Here is a 22,227-nt window from a genome sequence, read left to right as displayed (position 1 = left end):
TTAATCTCATGATAGGTATCATTGTTTAGTGGACTGATTTTATTGAGTATGGCAAAACTATGACTTTAATCCTAGACGTCTTGCTAATCGATGCAAATTACCACTGTCAATTTTTAACTCACGAGCAGTAGCAGACCAGTTTTGCTGATTATTGTTCAGTGCATCCATGATCACTTGCGCCTGAAATGTTTCAGTAGCCGCTTTTAGACCCAAAGAGTAGTCCTTAGTTATATCAGAATTAACGGTATCCTCTAGCTGATTTTGATTCTCACCACCTTGTGTTGAAGGTGATTCTGTTTGTATTAATTCAAAATGATGGGGCTGTAAAATTATGGGACTGGGTTGTCTCGTTTCTGTTTTGGCTAAGACCGCAGCACGGTGGATAGCATGCTCAAGCTGACGAATATTACCCGGCCAACTATATTGCCCCAATAACTGCAAAGCCGCAGGGGAGATACTTAGATGATTCAAATTCAGTTTGTGTTTGCACTTTTCAATAAAAAAGCCACTCAACAAGGTAATATCCCCTGTTCGCTCTCTGAGCGCCGGAACATGAATGGGAAAAACACTCAAGCGGTGATATAAATCCGCCCGAAACTTGCCGTTCACTACATCTTGATGCAAGTCTCGGTTGGTTGCTGCCACAATGCGGGTATTCACTTTAAGCACACTGTCATCGCCAACTCGCTGTAAATCGCCATATTGCAATACTCGCAATAATTTGGATTGCAGCCCTAAAGGCAATTCACCCACTTCATCTAAAAATAACGTGCCATTATCGGCTAATTCAAACTTGCCTTTACGGTGACTAATCGCGCCAGTAAAGGCCCCTTTTACATGGCCAAATAACTCACTTTCCGCCACCGACTCAGGTAAAGCCGCACAGTTTAAATACACCAAGTTTTGCTTGGCACGATTCGATTGATTATGAATGGCGGTCGCGACAAGCTCTTTACCAACCCCGGTTTCTCCCATAATCAAAACCGAAAGGTCGGTATTCGCCACCGCTTGGATCTGCATTCTTAAATCCATCATCGCGCCCGACTGACCAACCATCTCCTCACTTAAATTCATTTCTTTGGTGATATGAGAGTCTGTATCACTGGCATTCACCACCTGTGATTCCAATTGCTTCACTAATAAGGAGGTATGTAAGCTCGCGGCTGCCAGCGCACTAATGGTTCGTAAGTCACTATCGGTGAAAGTATCAAACTGATGCGCATCAAAACCATCTATCGTCAGCGCCCCAATCAAATGGCCATGTGCAATTAGCGGTAATCCGACACAAGCATGGACGTGTAACTTATCCCCTTTATTCGGGATCAGTCCATCATAAGGGTCAGCAATATCGCTATCGGCAGGAAAGCGAACCACATCCCCCGCTCGTGCAATCGCTTCTAAACGGGGATGCTCATCAAGATTAAATCGTCGCCCCATCACCTCATCATACAAACCATCAATCGCTAATGGCACAAACTGTTGCTTTCGATAAGCAAGCAATGCCGCTGCATCACAATTTAAAATATTCCTTAATACTTCTAGAAGACGATCAAAACGGTCTTGATTGGATATTCCTAACGTCAAATCAAGCGCGAGTTGCGTTATTTGTGAATGAAATTTCTCCATTTGCCTGCTCTCTTTAATTTTCTTACTTTCTTTAATCTTCATGTCAATATGACACATAAAATGTCTTTTTGACACCAAGCAAACACTGTCATTATGACAGTGAAAGTAACCTTAAAAACATAAATACTTGAAAAGTAATGAATTTAAAGGTTGGCACGCATACTGCAATAGTATGAATGAGAAATTTATTAATTTACTTTTTATCCAAATTTAGAATTCATACTTAGGAGTCGTTTATGTCTATTCATGTTAAAAATAATATCCACTGGGTTGGTCAACGTGATTGGGAAGTACAAAATTTCCATGGTACAGAATATAAAATCACACGTGGCACCAGCTATAACAGTTATCTAATTAAAGAAGAAAAAAACGTTTTAATCGATACCGTAGATCACCGTTTTAGCCAGCAATTTGTCCAAAACTTAGAAATGGAAATTGATCTTAACCAGATTGACTACATCGTTATCAACCATGCTGAAGAAGATCACGCCGGGGCTTTAGGGGCGCTATTAGCCAAAATTCCTAACACGCCAATTTATTGTACAGAGAATGCCATTGATTCGATTACTGGTCACCACCATCAGCCTGATTGGAACTTTAATGTAGTTAAAACCGGCGACAGCATCGACTTAGGTAATGGCAAAGCGCTTGTATTCGTCGAGTCTCCAATGCTGCATTGGCCAGATAGCATGATGACTTACATGACTGGAGATGCCGTGCTATTTAGTAACGATGCATTTGGTCAGCACTACTGTGATGAACACCTATTTAATGATGAAGTCGATCAGGTTGAGCTTTATGAGCAATGCTTACGTTATTACGCCAACATTCTGACACCATTTAGCCCATTAGTGACCTCTAAAATCAAAGAGGTGCTTAGCCTAGAGCTACCCGTTGATATGATCGCAACCGCTCACGGTATTGTATGGCGCGATAACCCAACTCAAATTATTCACCAATACCTAGAGTGGGCGGATAACTACCAGGAAGATCGCATCACTTTATTTTATGACTCAATGTCGAACAACACTCGCATGATGGCTGATGCTATTGCTCAAGGCATTAATGATGTAGATCCGAATGTGGCGGTGAAAGTGTTTAACGTCTCTTTGCACGATAAAAATGAAATCTTATCTAATGTATTCCGTTCAAAAGGTATCTTGGTTGGCTCTTCTACCATGAACAACGTTATGATGCCTAAAGTCGCTGGCATGCTAGAAGAAATCACAGGATTACGCTTTAAGAACAAAAAAGCGGCGGCATTTGGTAGCTATGGCTGGAATGGCGGTGCGGTTGACCGTATCCACACCCGCTTGATGGACTGTGGCTTTGAAACCGCAATTAGTAAGAAAACCAAATGGCGCCCTGATGGCAAAGCAATGCAAGAATGTCGTGATTATGGCCGTCAAATAGCAAAAGAATGGGCACTGCATGATCTATCCAATGTGAGTCATTCTGCGCCTAAGAACGTCACCAATATCATGACAAATAAAGCGGTTGCTCAACCCACTCAAGCTGCCAGTGCGATTGAAGCGACAAATGAGCCTGCAATCGAACCGACTACTATCGAGCCAGTGAATAGCACAAATTCGTCAGCCGAAGATCAGCAAGCGATGCTATGTACCGTTTGCCAATGGGTCTATGAGCCTAAACTTGGTGAGCCCAACCAAGGCGTTGAACCTGGAACCGCTTGGGGACAAGTACCTGAAGATTTCTTATGCCCTGAATGTGGCATTGGTAAAGAAGTGTTTGAGCCTTGTGCCAGCACATTAGGCAACAATATCGACAAAGATAACCAATCTCAGGTGGCGTAATGAATAATCCAATTATGATCATAGGCAGTGGTTTCGCTGCCTATCAATTAGTGAAGGCATTACGCCGTTCAGATAAACAAACCCCAATCACAGTGATTACCGCTGATGATGGCCATGACTACAATAAGCCCGATCTTAGCCATGTGTTTACCAACAAACACAATGCCGATGCGCTTATCCGCCAAGCTGCAGATAGCTTTGCACAAGATAATGACATCACAATCTATACCCAAACCAAAGTGGAAACGATTGATCGCCACGCACAAAACGTGACAACAACCAAAGGTGATGTGCTTAGCTATTCAAAACTGGTCTTGGCGACCGGCGCTTCAACTTTTATTCCAGCGATGAATGGCTCAGCGGTAAAGGAGGTGATAACCCTCAATAGCCGTATCGAGTATCAAGCCGCACAGCATAAACTGGACCAAGCAGAGCATGTACTCATTATTGGCGCGGGCCTAATTGGCACTGAACTGGCAATGGATCTTTCAATATCAGGTAAAACCGTGTCGATTGTTGATCCTTGCGACAGCGTCATGCAAACCATGTTACCAGATGCTATTTCTACGCCTTTACAGAAAAAGTTAACCCAAGGTGGTGTGAAGTTACATTTAAATAATACCGTGCAAGCACTCGAACAAACGGACTTTGGCGTAGAGGTTATTCTCAATTCTGGTGAACAATTTCTTGTTGATAGTGTTATTTCAGCTTCAGGACTCAAGCCCAATATCCAACTAGCACAACAGACTGGTTTAACGGTAGATAAAGGAATAGTAGTCAATCGTCAATTACAAACATCCGACTCAAATATCTATGCACTTGGTGATTGTGCTCAAATTGAGAACAAAGTCCTCTCATATCTACAGCCAACCTTATTAAGCGCCAACGTTTTAGCTAAAGTCTTATTACAAACAGCAGGCCCAGCAGCAACGTTAAAATTGCCGGCTATGTTGGTAAAAGTAAAAACGCCTAATTTACCCGTTCAATTAGCCGGGCAAACTGGTCAATCCGTACCAAAGTGGTCGATTGAATTAGATCAGGAAGGCATCACCGCTCGTGCATTTGATTACGATAATAAACTGGTCGGCTTTGTCACCACACAAAACCACATGAGTAATGCGTTGAAAATACTCAAAGACCTACCAGCATTACTGTAAAACTCATTATAAAAGGGTAAACAAATGAAAATTAAAAATTGGTGTCATTTTTATCAACAAAGTAGGAAATGGATATCTTCCATAAAGCGAGTAGGATACTGCAAAATTCATGAATGCGAATTAGATTTATCCCAACTCCAATACGAATTTGCTTATGAATATTATCAGTTAAATTCTAACTCATCATATATCTGAACTTAACGCTAATCAAAACAAACAACCAGAACAATGACTAACAATTAGTCATTGTTCTGGTTAAGATCTACATTATTTCTCGTTTAGCAATGCATAAATTAGGTTAGATGTACATAACTATCCAAATCTAAGGCTAATCTATACTTGCTTATATGATTAACTTTATTGCTCAAACATAAGAAATAAATACACAATGAATAATACTAGATGAGAAGCCCCATGCAGTACATTAGTCCGTCCGCTACTAAATGTGACCTTACACACCATTAACGTTGTAATTAACAACACCAAATCAGCAGCATCCACCCCCAACGAACCTCTTGTCCCATCAAAAAACTAATAAAAAGTACAGAGGGTACGGTTAGTGCAATCGTAGCCAAAACAGAGCCAAAATAAAGATTCATTGCTCTTTGTAATTGATTGTTCAAAGTCGCTTTGATTGCACCTACGGCTTCAGGGGCTAATACAATACAAGCGACAATAAACCCACCTAATGCAGCCGGAGCACCCATAACATTAACGCCATAATTGATAGGCACAGCAAGCGTCTTAGCAAGTAAGATCACAATGACAAGATAAACGATTAACAACAAAGTATGGTAAATATTACTTTGTAAAAGACCATGATGATCTTCATGATCTTCATTATCACTATCAACAAAAAAATGACTGTGACTGCGAGTCTGAATCAAAAGAAAAACACTGTAGAGCATAATTGAGATAATAATTAACATCCACGACATAGCACTCGACATACTTCCAACAGCCCCTCCCCGAGTAAAGTTAGGTAGCACCAGACAAAGTAAAGCAAGTGGAATAATCGCAACTAAATAAGACTTAACCCCTTCTAAGTTGAAGCTTTGAGTATGATAACGCCAGCCACCAAGTAGGAGAGTAAAGCCAACAAGACCATTAGTCACTAGCATAACAACAGCAAACATAGTGTCACGAGCCATAGTAGGATTTGGCTCACCAGTTAACATTACGGAAGAAATCATTACAACTTCAAGGGATATAACAGACAGTGTAAGAATCAAGGTTCCGAAAGGTTCGCCAAGTTTAATAGCAAGCGCATCAGAATGACGAACGACTGAAAATATTGTCCAAGTAACAACCGTTAATAACACCATAGATACGGGAATATAAATCCAAAGAGATGTTGTCTCCGTTAACACATCCCTCCCTAATGTTTTAAAAAAAAAGTAACGCTAACAGAGCGATAGGAAGGGCTTTTTCTTGCAAAATAAATCGTTTCATAAGTAATAATCTTATCTGGAACGCTATGAATAGCTGAAGATTAGTAGAGAACATCCGAAAGGATGTCGTAAATAGCAACGGTAATCTTCCCATTTTTAACTGCTGTTAAAAGTAGAAGTTAAGCAGCCATCAATGGTGGTTTACCACCATTCGCTTTATGTGGCCCCCCATGATTATAAAACCAAAGTTAATTGGTTGCATAGTCTTGGACGTCTTCCAATGAATCGAAAATGTGCTTGCTCACCTAACTGTATCGAATGGTTCGGTTATACCTTTCAATATAAGCATTTTGTTGAGGGTTTCCGGGTTGAATGTAATCAATTTGAATTACTCGTTGTTTTGCCCAGTTAGTGAATTCATGACTGATGAATTCAGGTCTATTATTACATCGAATTGCGATAGGTTTTGTTCGCAATTCTAGAAGCTGATCTGTAGTGGTCAACTAAAATTGGTACTGCTGATTGTTCATACGGCTGGCCTTAGTCAGCGCCCGGCTCGCCTTGTTGCAGGTTCGGATGCGCTTTCAATGTCGCGCGATGCTCTCAAAAGTAGAGCTGAAGAATTAGAATTGTGGGCTGATTCTTCAATATCAACAGATTTTTAGGAAGAGTAACTATCACAGTTTTCATTGATACTTTCGGTGAATGACACTTAACTCTATTACATCGGACGCAGCTACGTGGAGGATAATGATTGCTGTTTTTCAGAAATAAGTGTACCCATCAGAAGTACGAAAGCTCGGCTCAGAGTGGAGGTGCTAAGTCTGAGCGAATCGCCAACGAAATCGGCTGATAACAACTCACATCTCCTTGCATACAAACTAAGTTTTTTGCTTAGAGATAAAATGAGGGACTATTGCCATACTGAGTCCTGCTTCTACGGCGCTTATTTGTGCTGATAGGTTGGTTGTGGTTAAACAGCAAGGTTTTCTTAACACTTTTTAAGCCATTGTGCCGTTGGCAAGTTTTGCTGCATTTACTTATGTTGAGGGCTACTTTCTTCAGTGATTGCCCTGCCAAACAGTTGGATCTTTATCTGTTTGTTGACAGTTGGTATAGTCGGTAACTCCATGTGTGGAATATATAGACAGCCACTTAAAGAGAATCCTTAGCACAGAGCTTTTACTTATTTCGTTGTATTTTCTGCTTATTGATATTCGAGTGGGAGTAGGGCTTACCATCAAAATAGCTAATTATGCCTTGTAAAATAAAGAATCAAAGGTTCCTATCAACTTAAGCTGTTCAGACGCTCGTTTTTATGAGTGATTCTTTACTTGTACTAATTCATACTTATTCTGTCATGCGTCTCGGTCCGCTTCCATTGCTACAGATTAATCCCATGGTTTCCAGCAGATTTGACACGAGAGTGTCTTCTGTATATATTTCGTATACGTTTTGTATGTTTGGTGTATATCGATGGGTATTGTTAAAATTTCAGAAGAACTGCATGAAGAACTTCGTAAAGCAAGTTCAGTCATGTCACGTTCAATCAATTCGCAAGCAGAATTTTGGATCAAAATGGGTATGTTAGCCGAGCTACATCCTCAGCTTTCATTTAATCAGATCATGACGAATCTGATGCAATCTGCAAACGTTTCGGCTACAAATATCTCAACATCTGAAGAGCAGTATGATGCATAGTCAAGTAATGATTAAATCCGAAGAAGATATCTCTTTGATGCGAGAATCAGGTAAGTTGCTTGCGCAGGTTTTTAAGATGCTTGACGAATACGTCCAACCTGGTATCTCTACGATGGATATTAACAATAAAGTTGAGCAGTATATTGTTAATGAACTCAACGCTCGTCCTGCAAGTAAAGGACAGTATGATTATCAATATGTATTAAATTCATCGATAAATGAAGTAGTGTGCCACGGAGTACCTAAACAGACAGAAATTTTAAAAAAGTCCGACATTATCAACCTAGATATTACTCTAGAAAAGAATGGGTTCATTGCTGATTCAAGCAAAATGTATGTAATGCCTTCAGCCTCACCGCTGGCTATTCAATTGGTAAAAACAACTTATAACGCTATGTGGGAAGGTATTAAGAATGTAAAACCTGGAGCAAAACTTGGTGACATTGGTCATGCAATACAAAGACATGCAGAATCCCATGGGTACACTATTGTAAGAGAGTATTGTGGACATGGAATAGGTCGTGAAATGCATGAGGAACCACAGGTGCTTCATTACGGTCATCCAAATAGTGGGCTCACATTAAAAGAGGGAATGATATTCACTATTGAACCAATGATTAATCAAGGTGCCGCGAAGATAAAAACTAAAAAAGATGGTTGGACGGTAGTTACTAGAGATAAAAAACTCTCTGCACAATGGGAACATACAGTATTGGTCACTCGTACAGGCTATGAGGTTCTCACGCTGAGAGAAAACGAGAAGCTGTCAACGATGTAATGGTTGACAGTGAAACTTTTGGTCAAAACTAATGTAGTAATTCATAAGAAATATAAATTCAATTTGGGCACACGCCACCCATCTATCGCTATGTTTCAAATCGTTTTAAGGTAGAAGTATGTTTTGCGTTTTAGTAACAAGAGTCAGTAAAGCTTAGTCTGACTCGATATTGAGGTAGCGTTACTTGGTCGAGGATTTGCTCGGCTTTAGGCCTGGAGTGTTGCTTGGCGTTTTTTTGTTATCACGTCAACGTTGATCTGGCTTGCCGGTCTACTTAGCTATTGGTCTTGATTTCAAACTCATAATTTTATTCTTGCTTATAATAAGGTTATCTTTCGCTGTCACTATTTGGTCAATGCTAATGGTTTTCAAGATGTGTATGAAAAATATTCTTAAGGTTCCTTGCTGATAACTCATGTTTTGATACGCTATCTAAAATGTACAGCGACAAGTTGGAGGCACAAGATGGATAGAATTACCTCGGGTCCGCGACGGCTTAGTGTTGAAGAGATACAAGAGCTTCGTCGTGATATGCAAGAATCCTCAGCTTGGGCCAAAGCAGAACTAAAACGCCGACGAACTGCAAAAAATCAAAAAAATTCTACGCATGGTATAGATGATGGTATCGAGAAAGGTGGCATTTCTAACTAGCTGTTATTTCGATGTATTTTGTGCCCGTTGATATTCGAGTGGGAATAATTTTCCACCAACACTAGCTTGATAATAAGCATTCTTAAAGTCCGCATTCATTGCGGACTTTTTTTGTCCATCATTCAGACATAGCGCTCTCCTGACCATAAGTGATCGCAAACGGAACATCTAGTTCTCATAAATGAATTCTAAATAGGAGTTACTATCAAAAAAGCATATTACTGATGTAAATGTCCTGTTATGATTTGCGCGTAATAGTCGGGGAGCCAGTATTGGCTGAGATCGAAATTCGAGACCCGTAGAACCTGATTCAGTTAGCACTGACGTAGGGAACTATAATGCTTTGCCACTCGCCGAATCATCTCGGCAACCTTTGCGAATCTGATCTTCGATCCTTCCAAATGACGGCCAAAGCCAGTTCCTATACGTCGGTAATAGGAGTGGTAATGGCGAATTCTTCAATACAGCGTAATCCTCAAAAAATATCTTCATTAAAAGAACCTAGTACGCCTGTGATTTCAGGATCTCACTACGTTGATTTAAATAACTTATCGGTCATCCCACTCAATAGAATCGTGATAAAGCTAGGCGTTAGCTATGTCTACTGAAGCTATGTCTATTAAATCTACGTCTCCTAGAGCAATGCCAGCTAAAACCATCGGCATTCAAATTACTAACGCTTGTTTGCAATATAAAGATAGCCAAACTCCTACGCTTTCAGGCATCAATATGCAGATCCCAGCAGGGCAATGGACGGTATTGCTAGGTCGAAGTGGTTGCGGAAAAACGACGATTCTTCGTTATCTAGCGGGTTTATTAGCTGACAAAGTTGAGTGGCAGGGCGATCTGACTACCACAGACAACTTACTGTTAACTGAACATATCGCTTATATGGCTCAGCAAGATCTGCTGCTGCCGTGGCTCAATGTGTTGGATAACGTTTGTTTAAGTTCGCGTTTTAATCATTCTCAAAGCGATTCTCCGCAAGAGCAGCAACGTGCGATGAAATTATTGCAGCAAGTCGGGCTGGTGGATTATTGCCATGCCAAGCCGGATCAACTTTCTGGTGGAATGAGACAACGTGTGGCGCTCGCTCGCACCTTAATGCAAGACAAGCCAGTGGTATTGATGGATGAGCCTTTCTCTGCGCTTGATGCCGTGACGCGCCATAAATTACAGACCTTGTCTGCCGAGTTATTGAAAGAGAAAACCGTGGTTTTGATCACCCATGATCCACAAGAAGCCGTCCGACTAGCCAATCAATTGTATGTACTGCAAGGAACACCAGCCAAAGCGCAATCTCTTGCGGTGCCAGAATCGCCGATTCCCCGAGTACTGGATGGCGAATGCGCCGCGTTACAACAAGCCATTTTGCAGCAATTGGAGAAAGATTATGAGTGAGATGACTCAATACCAATCGCTTTCTCGCCGAGTGAATCAAAAAGAGCGTGTGACGCATCCTGCGCTACGTTTGCTAGTCACGGTTGTGGTGATTCTCGGCTTATGGCAGTTGGTTGTGGTGATGTTTGATATGCCAAGCTTTATTTTACCTGCGCCAGTCGATGTACTGGATAAATTACTCACTCGATATGATGTGTTGCTTAAACACACTTGGGTAACCGCGCAGGAAATTTTGCTAGGTCTTGCGCTTGGTTTATCAATGGGCCTGCTGTTCGCCTTACAAATGTTGATGTTTGAACCACTCAAACGTTGGTTATTACCGATTCTTATTGCCAGCCAGGCGATCCCAGTATTTGCCATCGCGCCAGTTTTGATGCTTTGGCTCGGTTATGGCATTGCATCGAAAGTGGTGATGGCGGCCATCATTATATTCTTCCCGGTGACCACTTGCTGTTATGACGGCCTGCGTAATACCCCAACGGGTTACCTTGATCTCGCCAAAACCATGGGCGCTTCTAAGTGGCAGTTGTTACGTCATATTCAATTACCCGCAGCCTTACCAACCTTAGCTTCAGGTATTCGTGTCGCGGTAGTGATCGCGCCGATTGGAGCGGTCGTGGGGGAATGGGTCGGATCCAGTGAAGGTTTGGGCTATCTGATGTTACAAGCTAACGCCCGGATGATTATCGATGAAATGTTTGCCGCGTTATTTATTTTGGCAATGCTCTCGATCGCCTTGTATTTCATCACCGATAAATTATTGAAAGCCGCTATTCCTTGGGAGAGCAAATAATTAGGCCCTTGGGAAAACAAATAACGCTCTCCAAGAATCGAAAGCTCAACAGAGCCTAGTAAATCGTAAACTAACAGGACAATTTAATAAGGAATGATTCGTGAAAATAAACAAATTGCTCAGTGCTGTCACTTTAGTTACCTCGCTTATTTCGACTAGTGCGCTTGCCGCAGACAAAGAAATGACCTTAATGCTGGATTGGTTCGTCAATCCAAATCATGGCCCAATTGTGATTGCTAAAGAGCGGGGCTACTTCAAGCAACAAGGTTTAAAAGTCAATATTCAAGAGCCAGCTGACCCTAGTACTCCGGCCAAGTTGGTTGCAGCAGGCAAGGTCGATATGGCGATTTCATACCAACCTAGTCTAACCATTGACGTGGCAGCAGGTTTGCCTTTAATTCGCTCGGCAACCCTTGTCGCCACACCACTTAATACCTTGATGGTGCTGGATAACGGAAAGAATGAAAATCTTGCAGATCTTAAAGGTAAAAAAATTGGCATTGCGATTTCCGGCAATGAAGGAGCAACGGTGGGCACTATGTTAGCGCAAGAGGGCGTTGATCTTTCTGATGTGCAAATGATCAACGTTGGTTGGGCGCTATCGTCTTCATTAGCTTCTGGCAAGGTGGATGCGATTTGGGGCGGTCTACGTAACTTTGAAACCAACCAATTAGCGCTAGAAGGTTATAAAGCGAAATCTTTCTACCCTGAAGAACATGGAGTGCCTGCCTATGATGAGTTGGTGTTTGTTGCCAATGCTAAAAGCTACGATAAAGAGATGATCCAAGCTTTCAATACTGCACTACAACAAGCCACTACATATATCGTTAACCATCCAGAAACCTCGTGGAAAGAGTTTGTCGCCTACGCACCGGATACGCTAGATAACGAGCTTAATCATCGTGCGTGGAAAGATACTTTAACTCGATTTTCACTGCGTCCATCAGCGGTCGATCTCAAACGTTATGACGATTACGCCAAGTTTATGTTTGATAAAAAAATCATCGAGACGCTACCAAAAGCGAAAGATTACGTACCGAGCTTGTGATTGAGAGATTTAATGACGAGATTTGATTAACTAATTTGAGAGAATGAACGATGAAATACCAAGATTTGATTAATGCTTGCCAGCAAGATTGGCAGCAATACACCGAACATGCTTTTGTTGAGCAATTGGCGCAGGGTACACTTGCTCAACCTTGTTTCTTACATTATTTAAAGCAAGATTTTCTATTCTTAAAACAATACGCACGAGCTTATGCGCTGGCAATTTACAAAGCCCGTACTTTGGATGATATGCGCCGCGCTTTACCTACGGTACAAGGTTTACTTGATTCTGAACTGTCGCATCATGTGACTTATTGCGGTCAGTGGGGGTTAACCGAAAGTGATTTGGAAAATGAGCCAGAAGATTTTGGCACCGTTGCCTATACCCGTTATGTACTTGATGCTGGCATGACTGGCGATCTGGTCGATCTTTACGCTGCTTTAGCGCCTTGTTCGATTGGTTATGCGGTGATTGGTAAGATGCTGATGGAAGATGAAAACACCGTAATTGAAGGCAACCCTTACGCGACATGGATAAATTTATACGGTGGCGAAGAGTTTCAGTCTGGTGTGGCAAGTGGTGCGGAACACTTTAATCAACTGTTAGCTGAAATTGATATCAATAGTCAGCGTGGTCAGAATCTCATTCAGGTTTTTAAAACAGCTACGCGTATGGAAATCGCTTTTTGGCAGCAAGGTCTAAATGTGCAAGCAGACTAAAACCGGGAGAATAGGGGGGGAGAAGTACACGGTTTAATGTTCAATTAAGATGATGCTTCTTTAATCGATATGTAAGAGAAAATAGAGATTAAGTCATATTTATTTCTATGTAAAACCGTCTAATAATTTTATTGGGCGGTTTCTACGAACTACAAGTAATATTCTGTTACTTCAAATCTCTTCGTTACTGCAATAAACTCCCTATGATAGCGAGTATTACTATGCCTTAGTTAATAATGGTAAAAAGGTTAATGATGGTCAGAAATATGTTTTTTGACAAAAGTGATATTGATTTTTCTATCAATGTCCCTATATCTGCAACAGTAAACTTTTATGGCATTTGTTATTCATTTTTTAAGGGTGAGTTCATTGGAACAGACATCAACATTTTCTCAATTTCAAAAAGCGTTTAAACGAATTGATCAAAGCTCAACCTTTCAATGGTTTGTGATTGCGGTGATTATTATTTCGGCTTTAACTGTTGGTGCGCATACTTATTCTTTGCCACCAGCGGTAGAGACTGCTTTGCACTTTATGGATATCGGGATCACCGTGTTCTTTTTAGTGGAATTAGTGATCCGCTATCTCGCCAGTGATGGCATTCGCTCTTTCTTTAAAAAGGGTTGGAATGTTTTCGATACCATTATCGTGCTTGGTAGTTTATACCCAGCGGCCGGCTCGACTATGTTGATTGCACGGCTATTACGTATCTTCCGTGTTCTTCGTTTGGTATCTATGGTGCCGGAGTTACGGGTACTGGTAAATGCATTGATAAAAGCGATCCCTCAGATGGGGTATATCGGATTATTAATGTTCGTTATTTTCTACATTTACGCCGCAATCGGCAGCATGTTGTTTGCTCACATTAATCCGACGCTATGGAGCGATGTTTCAATTTCAATGTTAACGCTGTTCCGTGTGGCGACCTTTGAGGATTGGACCGATGTAATGTACGAAACCATGGAGGTATATTCACTAAGCTGGGTTTATTATCTAACGTTCATCTTCTTAACCGCGTTCATTTTCTTAAATATGATGGTCGGTACCATTTTGGAAGTGATGTCAGAAGAGCATAAGCAACTACGTGAAGAGCAAAATCCTGATGCGGATACCATGGCGACTTCACAAGAAATGCAGGCTCTGCATCAAAAACTCGATCAACTGCAGCATACACTTGCCGAGATGAATAAAAAGCAACCGTAAACGCGAAGCTTTTAAGTTAAATGCTGATCAAGATAATCCAACAGTAGACGTACTTTGGTCGATAAATGATGGTTGTGAGGGTAGACCGCCCACACGCCATCATTTTTTGTTTGTATATGTGGTAACACTGAGACCAACTGACCTGACTCTAGATAGCTTTCTACGTAGTAGTCGGGAAGCTGAACGATCCCAATTCCTTTGAGTGCTGCATCAAGTAATGCATAACCATTGTTGCACTTTAATGAGCCATTTACGGTTAACTTCCGATTATGAAAGCGCCAATAGTCTAAGGTTCCCACTAGGCAATTGTGATGCTTGAGATCATTCAGCGATTCCGGCTGGCCATGTTGGCGTAAGTATTTGGGCGAGGCGCAGAGGTATTGTTGCCTTGGACGTAACTTTTTCGCCATCATACTCGAGTCATCCAATGCCCCTAACCGGATCGCCAGATCGACTTTTTCTTCGGTAAGATCGACTAACTGATTGGTTAACCAAAGCTCGATGTTTAAATCCGGATATAACAAACAGAAGTCATTAATTAATGGCGCAATATGGCTTTCACCGTAGGCGATGGGCACTGAGATTTTAAGCTGGCCTTGTAGGCTATGATTGAGATTCGTAACTGATAATTCGGCTTCTTTCAATTGCTCTAAAATAGCCTGACATTGTTCAAAGTAATTCTGACCAATGTCGGTCAGCTTAACTTGACGAGTGGTGCGATAAAACAATTTTACAGATAGGCGTTTTTCTAACTGATTCACCTGGCGGCTGATTTGTGCGGTCGATACTGATAGGTGTTTTGCGGCTAAAGTAAAGCTGCCGGTTTCAGCGACTGCTACAAATTCCGATATTCCTTGCCACTGCATCTTTATCACCTATATGTATCAATTGATGATATATCCTACCCATTATTACCTATTAGTAAAAGTGTTTTGCAAATAAGCTCCTTATCATTTAGGTAAACTTGACTATACTGAAAGCAATTAAAAAAACATTCAATAAGGAATTAAAATGACAGCACAAGTAATTAAGTCACGCGCAGCCGTAGCGTGGAAAGCCGGTGAGCCTTTAAAGATGGAAACCGTTGATGTAATGCCTCCGCAAGCGGGTGAAGTGCGCGTGAAAATTATTGCTACCGGTGTATGTCATACCGATGCATTTACTCTATCGGGGGACGATCCTGAAGGCGTATTTCCAGCAATTTTAGGCCATGAAGGTGGTGGTATTGTTGAGTCTGTTGGTGAAGGCGTGACCTCGGTTCAAGTGGGCGATCATGTTATTCCTCTTTATACTGCCGAATGTGGCGAGTGTAAATTCTGTACTTCGGGTAAAACCAATTTGTGTTCTTCGGTTCGTGAAACGCAAGGTAAAGGTTTAATGCCGGATGGCACGACTCGTTTTTCTATCAATGGCGAGCCAATTTATCACTACATGGGTACTTCGACGTTCTCTGAATACACGGTTCTACCGGAAGTATCATTAGCTAAAATCAACCCAGAAGCGGATTTAAAAGAAGTCTGCCTACTCGGTTGTGGTGTGACAACGGGGATGGGCGCCGTAACCAATACGGCCAAAGTTAAACCGGGTGATACGGTGGCTATTTTTGGTCTTGGTGGTATTGGATTATCAGCCGTGATTGGTTCTACCATGGCAAAAGCGGGCCGAATCATTGCCATTGATATCAATGAATCAAAATTCGAACTGGCGAAAAAACTTGGCGCAACCGACGTGGTGAATCCAAAAGATTTCGATAAGCCAATTCAAGAAGTGATTGTGGAAATGACCGATGGCGGCGTTGACTACTCATTTGAATGTGTCGGCAATGTACACTTAATGCGTTCTGCTCTTGAGTGTTGTCACAAAGGTTGGGGTGAGTCGATCATCATTGGTGTCGCAGGCGCTGGGCAAGAAATATCAACTCGTCCGTTCCAACTCGTTACTGGACGCGTATGGAAAGGCTCGGCATTTGGTGGAGTTAAAGGTCGCTCACAACTGCCAGATTACGTAGAACGTTACATGAAAGGTGAGTTTAAGTTGAATGACTTTATTACTCATACTATGGGCTTAGAAGATATTAATCAGGCGTTTGATTTGATGCATGAGGGTAAAAGTATTCGTAGTGTTATTCATTATTAATACGGGGCTCTAGTTTTGGTCCCTAGTCCCTAGTATCTAGAGAGTACTTGCGAAATGTGAGTACTCTTTTGTCTTTTTAGAAGCTTTCAGGAGTGAATAATGAAACAGTTGAATTCAAATCAGTGTTTTGGCGGACAACAACAGCAATTTGAACATGATTCACAGGTGCTTAATTGCAAGATGCGTTTTTCGATTTTTTTGCCACCTCAAGCGTTAGAATCGAATAAAGTGCCGGTAGTGTATTGGTTATCAGGCTTGACTTGCACTGATGAAAATTTTGTTCAAAAGGCGGGCGCACAGCGAATGGCGGCGGAGTTAGGTATTGCGATTGTTGCGCCTGATACCAGCCCTCGTGGTGATGATGTGGCAGATGATGACGCTTATGATCTTGGTAAAGGGGCGGGTTTTTATTTAAATGCGACTCAAGAGCCTTGGGCGAAGCATTATCAAATGTATGACTACATCGCTTATGAACTGCCAGCTTTGATTGAAGCGCATTTTCCCGTTACCGATAAGCGTGCCATTTCTGGGCACTCGATGGGCGGTCATGGCGCGTTAACGATTGGTTTGCGTAATGCTCCAAGGTTCAAATCGATTTCAGCATTTAGCCCAATCGTGAGCCCATTACATTGTCCTTGGGGACATAAAGCCTTAACCGCTTATTTAGGCGATGACCAAGCATTATGGGTTAAATATGATGCGGTCGAATTGATGAAGAAGATTAAAGATGGCACTTCACATTTACCGCCGATTAAAATTTCTCAAGGCTTAGCGGATAATTTTCTTGAAGAGCAATTAAAACCGCACTTATTAGAAAATGCGGCGAATGAAGTGAAGTATCCGTTTGAGATCAATGTTCATTCTGGTTATGACCACAGCTACTTCTTTATCGCTAGCTTCATTGATGAACACTTGAGGTTTCATGCGCAGTACTTACTGAAATAAGTAAAACTGTAAAAGAAACAGCCTCTCGTATTGAGAGGCTGTTAACTTAAAATAATGGATTACTTGTCCGAAACTTTTCAGGCTCGAGAACCGTTGGACCACTTTGTTCCAGTTGGTCAGGATAATCCAAAGTATAGTGCAAACCGCGACTCTCTTTTCTTTCCATCGCACAACGAACCATTAATTCGGCTACTTGTAATAAATTACGTAACTCCAATAAATTATTCGACACTCTAAAATGGCTGTAATATTCATGTGTTTCTTGCTGCAATAATTGAATGCGGCGTAACGCTCGTTCTAAACGCTTATCAGTGCGAACGATTCCCATGTAATCCCACATAAATAAGCGTAATTCATGCCAGTTATGCTGCAAGATAACTTCTTCATCTGAGTTGGTTACTTGGCTTTCATCCCAGTAAGGCAGTGAGTCTGGTAATTTTGCCGAATCGATATTGAGAATAATGTCTTTTGCCGCCGACCAAGCATAAACCACGCATTCAAGTAGTGAGTTAGAGGCTAAACGGTTTGCTCCGTGTAAACCTGTGTAGGTTACTTCACCAACGGCATACAAATGTTTAAGGTCAGTTTGTCCTTGCTGAGTCACCACAACACCACCACAAGTATAATGTGCTGCGGGAACTATAGGGATCGGCTCTTTTGTCATATCGATCCCTAAATCCAACAAACGCATATTGATGGTAGGAAAGTGTTTTTCAATAAAATCGGCTGGTTTATGACTGATGTCTAAATACATACAATCAGCCCCTAAACGCTTCATTTCATAGTCGATAGCGCGTGCGACAATGTCTCGTGGTGCTAATTCTTCTCGGGTATCAAAATCCGGCATAAAACGGGTGCCATCAGGACGTTTTAGATACGCCCCTTCACCTCGTAATGCTTCGGTTAAAAGGAAATTACGAGCTTCAGGGTGGAATAAGCATGTTGGGTGAAATTGGTTAAACTCGAGGTTTGCAACGCGACAACCTGCACGCCAAGCCATCGCTATACCGTCACCAGATGAGACATCAGGGTTGGAGGTGTATTGGTAAACTTTTGAGGCTCCACCCGTAGCTAGAACAACAAATTTTGCACGTACCGATTCAACATGCTCACGATTACGGTTCCAAATATAGGCCCCGACCACTTTTTTAGGATCGCCACCAATGCGGTCTTCGGTGATCAAATCTAGAGCATTGTAGCGCTCAAGGAAATGGATGTTTGGATGGTTATTGACATTATCTTGCAATGAGGTTTGCATCGCCATACCTGTGGCATCGGCGGCGTGCAAAATACGACGATGGCTATGACCGCCTTCGCGTGTCAAATGATGGCGAGGGTGATCACTTTTATCATTTTCATCAAGATCAAAAGGAACACCACCATCGATTAACCATTGAACACACTCTTTGGCGTTTTTTGTAATAAAGCCAACAGTACCTTCATCACAGATACCGCCACCCGCAATGAGTGTATCTTCGATATGAGATTCAATGCTGTCATCTTCATCAAATACAGCGGCAATACCACCTTGAGCGTAATATGTAGACCCTTCGTTCTTCGGCCCTTTGCTCAAGACTATGACTTTACCATGAGGTGCAACTCGTAGTGCGAGTGAAAGCCCCGCTGCACCACTGCCAATAACCAATACATCACATTGATGTGCATTGTTTGTATTCATAATTGCATTTCGTTCCTAAGCGAGTGTAGGCTGTTGTTTTGCCGCCTTCACCATTCCTGTGTAAACCCGATTGTTACAGCGAAGAGTGATAAAAACCCTACGTGCACTTGACGAAGCATTGAAATAAGAAGGTAATATGCATATATATCCATATAAGTTTCAAGTGTTGTTTTTATTTTTTATCGAAAAACAGGGCTAGAAGGGTGATAATTACAGCATATTTTGTAGTGAAAATGGGAAAAATTTTATTTGTATGAACTTTTTTCATTATGCCATGTCACAATAGTGCTCGGCGATACAGCGGTGCCAATACTACAATATAAGAATATAAATGTTCATATCTGAGAAGATAAGGATCATAACAATAGGAGTAGGTGCTCGAAATGAGCGAGCAGTTGACTGATCAAGTTTTAATTGAGCGGGTTCAAAATGGCGATAAGCAAGCATTCAATCTTTTGGTGATTAAATATCAAAATAAAGTCTGCAGTTTAATCTCGCGTTATATCAAGAACTCTGGCGATGTGCCTGACGTGGCTCAAGAAGCTTTTATTAAAGCCTATCGTGCGATTCCTAATTTTCGTGGCGAAAGTGCTTTTTATACGTGGCTATATCGAATCGCAGTTAATACCGCGAAAAACCACATTGTGGCTCAATCACGCCGCCCACCAGCCAGTGATGTTGATGCAGAAGATGCTGAATATTACGAATCTGGTAGTGCATTAAAAGAAATTTCGAACCCTGAGAACTTAACGTTGTCAGAAGAATTAAAGCAGGTTGTTTTTCAAGCGATTGAAGCCCTACCTGAAGATTTAAAAACAGCAATGACACTTCGTGAACTTGATGGACTAAGTTATGAAGAGATTGCCGATGTTATGGATTGTCCTGTCGGGACAGTTCGTTCTCGGATTTTCCGAGCTCGCGACGCAGTGGAAAAGAAGATTCGTCCACTCATTCAGCGATAATAAAATGATTAATTATGGTGAGTAAAATGACCAATAAACAACAGATCTCAGCTCTAATGGATGGAGAATCAGTCGATCAATCATTAATCTCTGAGATTGAGCAAGATCTTGAGGCGCAACAATCTTGGAGCCATTATCATCTCATTGGGGATACGCTGCGAGGTGAAGCGCCTAGTGATCCCAATTGGGATATTGCTTCGAAAGTTGCTTTGGCCTTAGATGATGAGATGGCGCATTCTAAGGTGTTTCCGTTTCAATCAACGTTAGAAGCACAGCCAAGTCCTCAGCAAGCTCGCTCTAAAATGCCGGCTTGGTTATCGAACCTAACCCAAGTGGGCGTGGCGGCATGCGTTTCGTTAGTGGTGATCCTCGGGGTACAACAGTATTCGTCGAGTGAGACATCGAATGTCGCTTCAGATTCAGATCAATTACCCGTTTTGCAAACTATACCTTTTGCTGGATCTGCTGAACCTGTAAGTTTGACTCGTGACTCGGTCAACACTCAGTCGAATGAAGCGAAAGTGATGGAACAACATCGTCGTGTGAATGCATTAATGCAAGATTATGAATTGCAGTTACGCCTTAATCGCGGTAATGAATAAAATAATTTGTATGGGTACTGAATCCATGAATACGGTATTTAAATGAAAAAAATTCTGATTAGTACTTGGTTGCTACTCAGCTTATTTAGTCAAGTAGCCTCAGCAGAAGACAGCCTCTCTGCTGAGGCTTTATTGCATAAAATGAGTGATGCAAGTAAGACATTAAATTATGAGTTATCTTATATTTTAATAAAGAAAAACAGCATTGAACCCTTGCTTTATCGTCATGCGATTGAGAATGAGCAAAATTTAGCCCATTTGGTGTATTTAAGCGGACCAGTACGTGAAGTGATTTTACGTGGTAATGAGGTCAGTTATATCGAACCAGGTCTTGATCCTTTTTCGATTCGCTCTGGACAAATGGTCGCGCCATTAATTCCTATGATCAACAGTGATATCGATAAGCTGAGTAACCTTTATGATTTTGTGAAAATTGGTCGATCTCGGGAGGCGGGTACAGCTTGTCAAGTTGTTCGTGTCGTTCCAAAAGATGGTCAACGTTATTCCTATATAGTGTGGATCGATGAACGCACTAAATTGCCGTTACGCGCCGATCTTGTTGAAAGAAATGGCGAAATATTAGAACAATATCGTACTATTTCTTATGCAGTAAGCGATCACATTGCGACGATTTTAGATGGATTAAACAGCGCGAAACTACCCGATGTATTGACATTACCTAAACCCCAAGAAGCCGAAGCAGATTGGACCGTTGCTTGGGTCCCTGATGGTTTTGAGCCTAATAGTTTAAATCGTTACCGTATGTCAGTGACAGGCAATGTTGTTGAAAGCCAATTATACAGTGATGGTCTGTTTAATTTTTCTGTTTATGTATCGGATATTAAGTCCTCTAACAGTAAAATCCAAGTGTACAGACAGGGGAGAAGAACGTTACAAACCTTTGTTAAAGATGGCCACGAAGTATCGGTTATTGGAGATATTCCACCGCCCACGGCGAAACGGATTGCTGATTCAGTGACGTTTACTCAAACCAAGGGGAAATAAAGTATGATGACGGCATTAGCGACCGTGACCTTAGTGGAACACTCTAATGGCATCCATCAAGTGCAAGTGAGCTGTGAGCAGCAAACCAGTTGTAATAGCTGCAAATCGCAGAAAAGTTGTGGCACAGGTATGGTGTCAAAAGCTTTAGGTAGTAAAGCGCATTATTGGAAAATTAATACCAATCAATCTTTGCAAGAAGGGCAAATTGTTGAAATAGGCTTGCCTGAAAAAAGTATTGTTTTGTCGGCGCTGGTGGTCTACTTATTCCCTTTACTTACCATGATTTTAGGTAGTTTAATCGCTCAAGTTTGGCTTCGGCCATTGCTTAACCTAGGAGAAGGCATTGTTATTTTAATGTTCTTTTTATCTGGTGCCGCTGGCATTTATTTCGCCAAACCTATGACCCAATGGCTTGAAAGTAAAGTTGATAATGAGGTGTCATTGATTCGAGTACTTGGTCAACCCATAACTTAAATATTAAATGAAGCGATGCCCTTAAAATCAGTTTTGTTTAAGGGTATAGCTACCCAGAAGGAAATTGGGTAGAATCCCTCCCACAAAAATGAAATCGACTTGTTAATGAAAGATTTCATACCATCCACTTTTATTTGAGTATT

Annotated in this window: 19 protein-coding genes, 3 pseudogenes and 1 riboswitch; of the genes and pseudogenes, 17 read left to right on the top strand and 5 right to left on the bottom strand. The window is 41.5% G+C overall.

From position 1 onward, the window contains the following. Nucleotides 1–57 precede the first annotated feature (57 nt). Complete coding sequence (gene norR / locus VCASEI_RS09930) at nucleotides 58–1,626, bottom strand: nitric oxide reductase transcriptional regulator NorR (RefSeq protein ID WP_089111248.1); 1,569 nt, start codon at nucleotides 1,624–1,626, stop codon at nucleotides 58–60. A gap of 236 nt (nucleotides 1,627–1,862) precedes the next feature. Here norR and norV point away from each other — a divergent pair, with 236 nt between their 5' ends. Beyond that, nucleotides 1,863–3,440 (top strand): anaerobic nitric oxide reductase flavorubredoxin, encoded by a 1,578-nt coding sequence (gene norV, locus VCASEI_RS09925; protein ID WP_089111240.1) that lies wholly within the window; start codon nucleotides 1,863–1,865, stop codon nucleotides 3,438–3,440. Next, nucleotides 3,440–4,597 carry an NADH:flavorubredoxin reductase NorW gene (norW, locus tag VCASEI_RS09920; protein ID WP_089111241.1) on the top strand — a complete coding sequence of 386 codons (1,158 nt, stop codon included), beginning with the start codon at nucleotides 3,440–3,442 and terminating at the stop codon, nucleotides 4,595–4,597. Before norV ends, norW begins: the two co-directional genes overlap by 1 nt. A 357-nt stretch (nucleotides 4,598–4,954) precedes the next feature. Here norW and VCASEI_RS09915 read toward each other — a convergent pair. After that, nucleotides 4,955–6,049 (bottom strand): annotated as a pseudogene (locus VCASEI_RS09915) (calcium:proton antiporter). A gap of 118 nt (nucleotides 6,050–6,167) precedes the next feature. Further along, nucleotides 6,168–6,491 (bottom strand): annotated as a pseudogene (locus VCASEI_RS09910) (integrase core domain-containing protein); the annotation flags it as partial. A 973-nt stretch (nucleotides 6,492–7,464) separates the two neighbouring features. Between VCASEI_RS09910 and VCASEI_RS09905 the strand changes: the two are divergent. From VCASEI_RS09905 to VCASEI_RS09870, 9 genes and pseudogenes are all read left to right on the top strand, one after another. Next, complete coding sequence (locus tag VCASEI_RS09905) at nucleotides 7,465–7,689, top strand: ParD-like family protein (protein ID WP_089111242.1); 225 nt, start codon at nucleotides 7,465–7,467, stop codon at nucleotides 7,687–7,689. Beyond that, entirely contained in the window at nucleotides 7,682–8,467 is a 786-nt protein-coding gene (map, locus tag VCASEI_RS09900) for a type I methionyl aminopeptidase (RefSeq protein WP_089111243.1), read from the top strand. Before VCASEI_RS09905 ends, map begins: the two co-directional genes overlap by 8 nt. Nucleotides 8,468–8,932: 465 nt before the next feature. Further along, nucleotides 8,933–9,118: a hypothetical protein gene (locus VCASEI_RS09895; protein WP_089111244.1), complete on the top strand. Its 186-nt coding sequence runs from the start codon at nucleotides 8,933–8,935 to the stop codon at nucleotides 9,116–9,118. A gap of 249 nt (nucleotides 9,119–9,367) precedes the next feature. Next, nucleotides 9,368–9,467: riboswitch (TPP riboswitch) on the top strand. A gap of 97 nt (nucleotides 9,468–9,564) precedes the next feature. Next, nucleotides 9,565–9,726, top strand: coding sequence for a hypothetical protein (locus VCASEI_RS19430; protein ID WP_162621042.1), 162 nt, complete (start codon nucleotides 9,565–9,567; stop codon nucleotides 9,724–9,726). 34 nt (nucleotides 9,727–9,760) lie between these two features. Next, complete coding sequence (locus tag VCASEI_RS09890) at nucleotides 9,761–10,519, top strand: ABC transporter ATP-binding protein (protein ID WP_086959530.1); 759 nt, start codon at nucleotides 9,761–9,763, stop codon at nucleotides 10,517–10,519. Nucleotides 10,520–10,577: 58 nt separating this feature from the next. Further along, nucleotides 10,578–11,312, top strand: a pseudogene (locus VCASEI_RS09885) (ABC transporter permease); the annotation flags it as partial. 100 nt (nucleotides 11,313–11,412) lie between these two features. Further along, nucleotides 11,413–12,360: an ABC transporter substrate-binding protein gene (locus VCASEI_RS09880; RefSeq protein WP_086959453.1), complete on the top strand. Its 948-nt coding sequence runs from the start codon at nucleotides 11,413–11,415 to the stop codon at nucleotides 12,358–12,360. Nucleotides 12,361–12,410: 50 nt separating this feature from the next. Then, complete coding sequence (gene tenA / locus VCASEI_RS09875; protein ID WP_086959455.1) at nucleotides 12,411–13,079, top strand: thiaminase II; 669 nt, start codon at nucleotides 12,411–12,413, stop codon at nucleotides 13,077–13,079. A 369-nt stretch (nucleotides 13,080–13,448) separates the two neighbouring features. Next, on the top strand, nucleotides 13,449–14,282 hold the full coding sequence (locus VCASEI_RS09870) for an ion transporter (RefSeq protein ID WP_197709571.1): 834 nt from the start codon (nucleotides 13,449–13,451) through the stop codon (nucleotides 14,280–14,282). Nucleotides 14,283–14,293: 11 nt separating this feature from the next. On the opposite strand, the gene VCASEI_RS09865 is transcribed toward VCASEI_RS09870, so the two are convergent. Continuing rightward, a complete protein-coding gene (locus tag VCASEI_RS09865) occupies nucleotides 14,294–15,148 on the bottom strand; it encodes a LysR substrate-binding domain-containing protein (RefSeq protein WP_086959459.1) in 855 nt (284 codons plus the stop codon). A 145-nt stretch (nucleotides 15,149–15,293) separates the two neighbouring features. On the opposite strand from VCASEI_RS09865, the gene VCASEI_RS09860 reads away from it, so the two are divergent. Both VCASEI_RS09860 and fghA read left to right on the top strand, forming a co-directional pair. Next, nucleotides 15,294–16,418, top strand: coding sequence for an S-(hydroxymethyl)glutathione dehydrogenase/class III alcohol dehydrogenase (locus VCASEI_RS09860; protein ID WP_086959460.1), 1,125 nt, complete (start codon nucleotides 15,294–15,296; stop codon nucleotides 16,416–16,418). Nucleotides 16,419–16,517: 99 nt separating this feature from the next. Beyond that, entirely contained in the window at nucleotides 16,518–17,363 is an 846-nt protein-coding gene (gene fghA / locus VCASEI_RS09855) for an S-formylglutathione hydrolase (protein WP_086959462.1), read from the top strand. A gap of 46 nt (nucleotides 17,364–17,409) precedes the next feature. On the opposite strand, the gene nadB is transcribed toward fghA, so the two are convergent. Beyond that, the gene (nadB, locus tag VCASEI_RS09850; RefSeq protein WP_086959464.1) at nucleotides 17,410–19,041 is read right to left on the bottom strand and encodes an L-aspartate oxidase; all 1,632 of its coding nucleotides are present in this window, start codon (nucleotides 19,039–19,041) and stop codon (nucleotides 17,410–17,412) included. Between the two features lie 383 nt (nucleotides 19,042–19,424). Here nadB and rpoE point away from each other — a divergent pair, with 383 nt between their 5' ends. From rpoE to VCASEI_RS09830, 4 genes are read left to right on the top strand one after another with little or no spacing between them, the layout of a single operon-like run. Further along, nucleotides 19,425–20,003, top strand: a complete 579-nt coding sequence (rpoE, locus tag VCASEI_RS09845) for an RNA polymerase sigma factor RpoE (protein WP_086959466.1) — start codon at nucleotides 19,425–19,427, stop codon at nucleotides 20,001–20,003. Between the two features lie 26 nt (nucleotides 20,004–20,029). Continuing rightward, nucleotides 20,030–20,605, top strand: coding sequence for an RseA family anti-sigma factor (locus tag VCASEI_RS09840; protein ID WP_086959531.1), 576 nt, complete (start codon nucleotides 20,030–20,032; stop codon nucleotides 20,603–20,605). A gap of 42 nt (nucleotides 20,606–20,647) precedes the next feature. Further along, nucleotides 20,648–21,610, top strand: a complete 963-nt coding sequence (gene rseB / locus VCASEI_RS09835; RefSeq protein ID WP_086959468.1) for a sigma-E factor regulatory protein RseB — start codon at nucleotides 20,648–20,650, stop codon at nucleotides 21,608–21,610. 3 nt (nucleotides 21,611–21,613) lie between these two features. Continuing rightward, nucleotides 21,614–22,084, top strand: coding sequence for a SoxR reducing system RseC family protein (locus tag VCASEI_RS09830; RefSeq protein ID WP_086959470.1), 471 nt, complete (start codon nucleotides 21,614–21,616; stop codon nucleotides 22,082–22,084). The last annotated feature ends 143 nt before the right edge of the window (nucleotides 22,085–22,227 follow it).

It is taken from the genome of Vibrio casei (genome assembly GCF_002218025.2).
In the GTDB taxonomy this organism is placed as follows: Bacteria; Pseudomonadota; Gammaproteobacteria; order Enterobacterales; family Vibrionaceae; genus Vibrio; species Vibrio casei.
The sequence above is the reverse complement of the archived record's forward strand: the minus strand, read 5'-3'. Positions and strand labels throughout refer to the sequence as shown.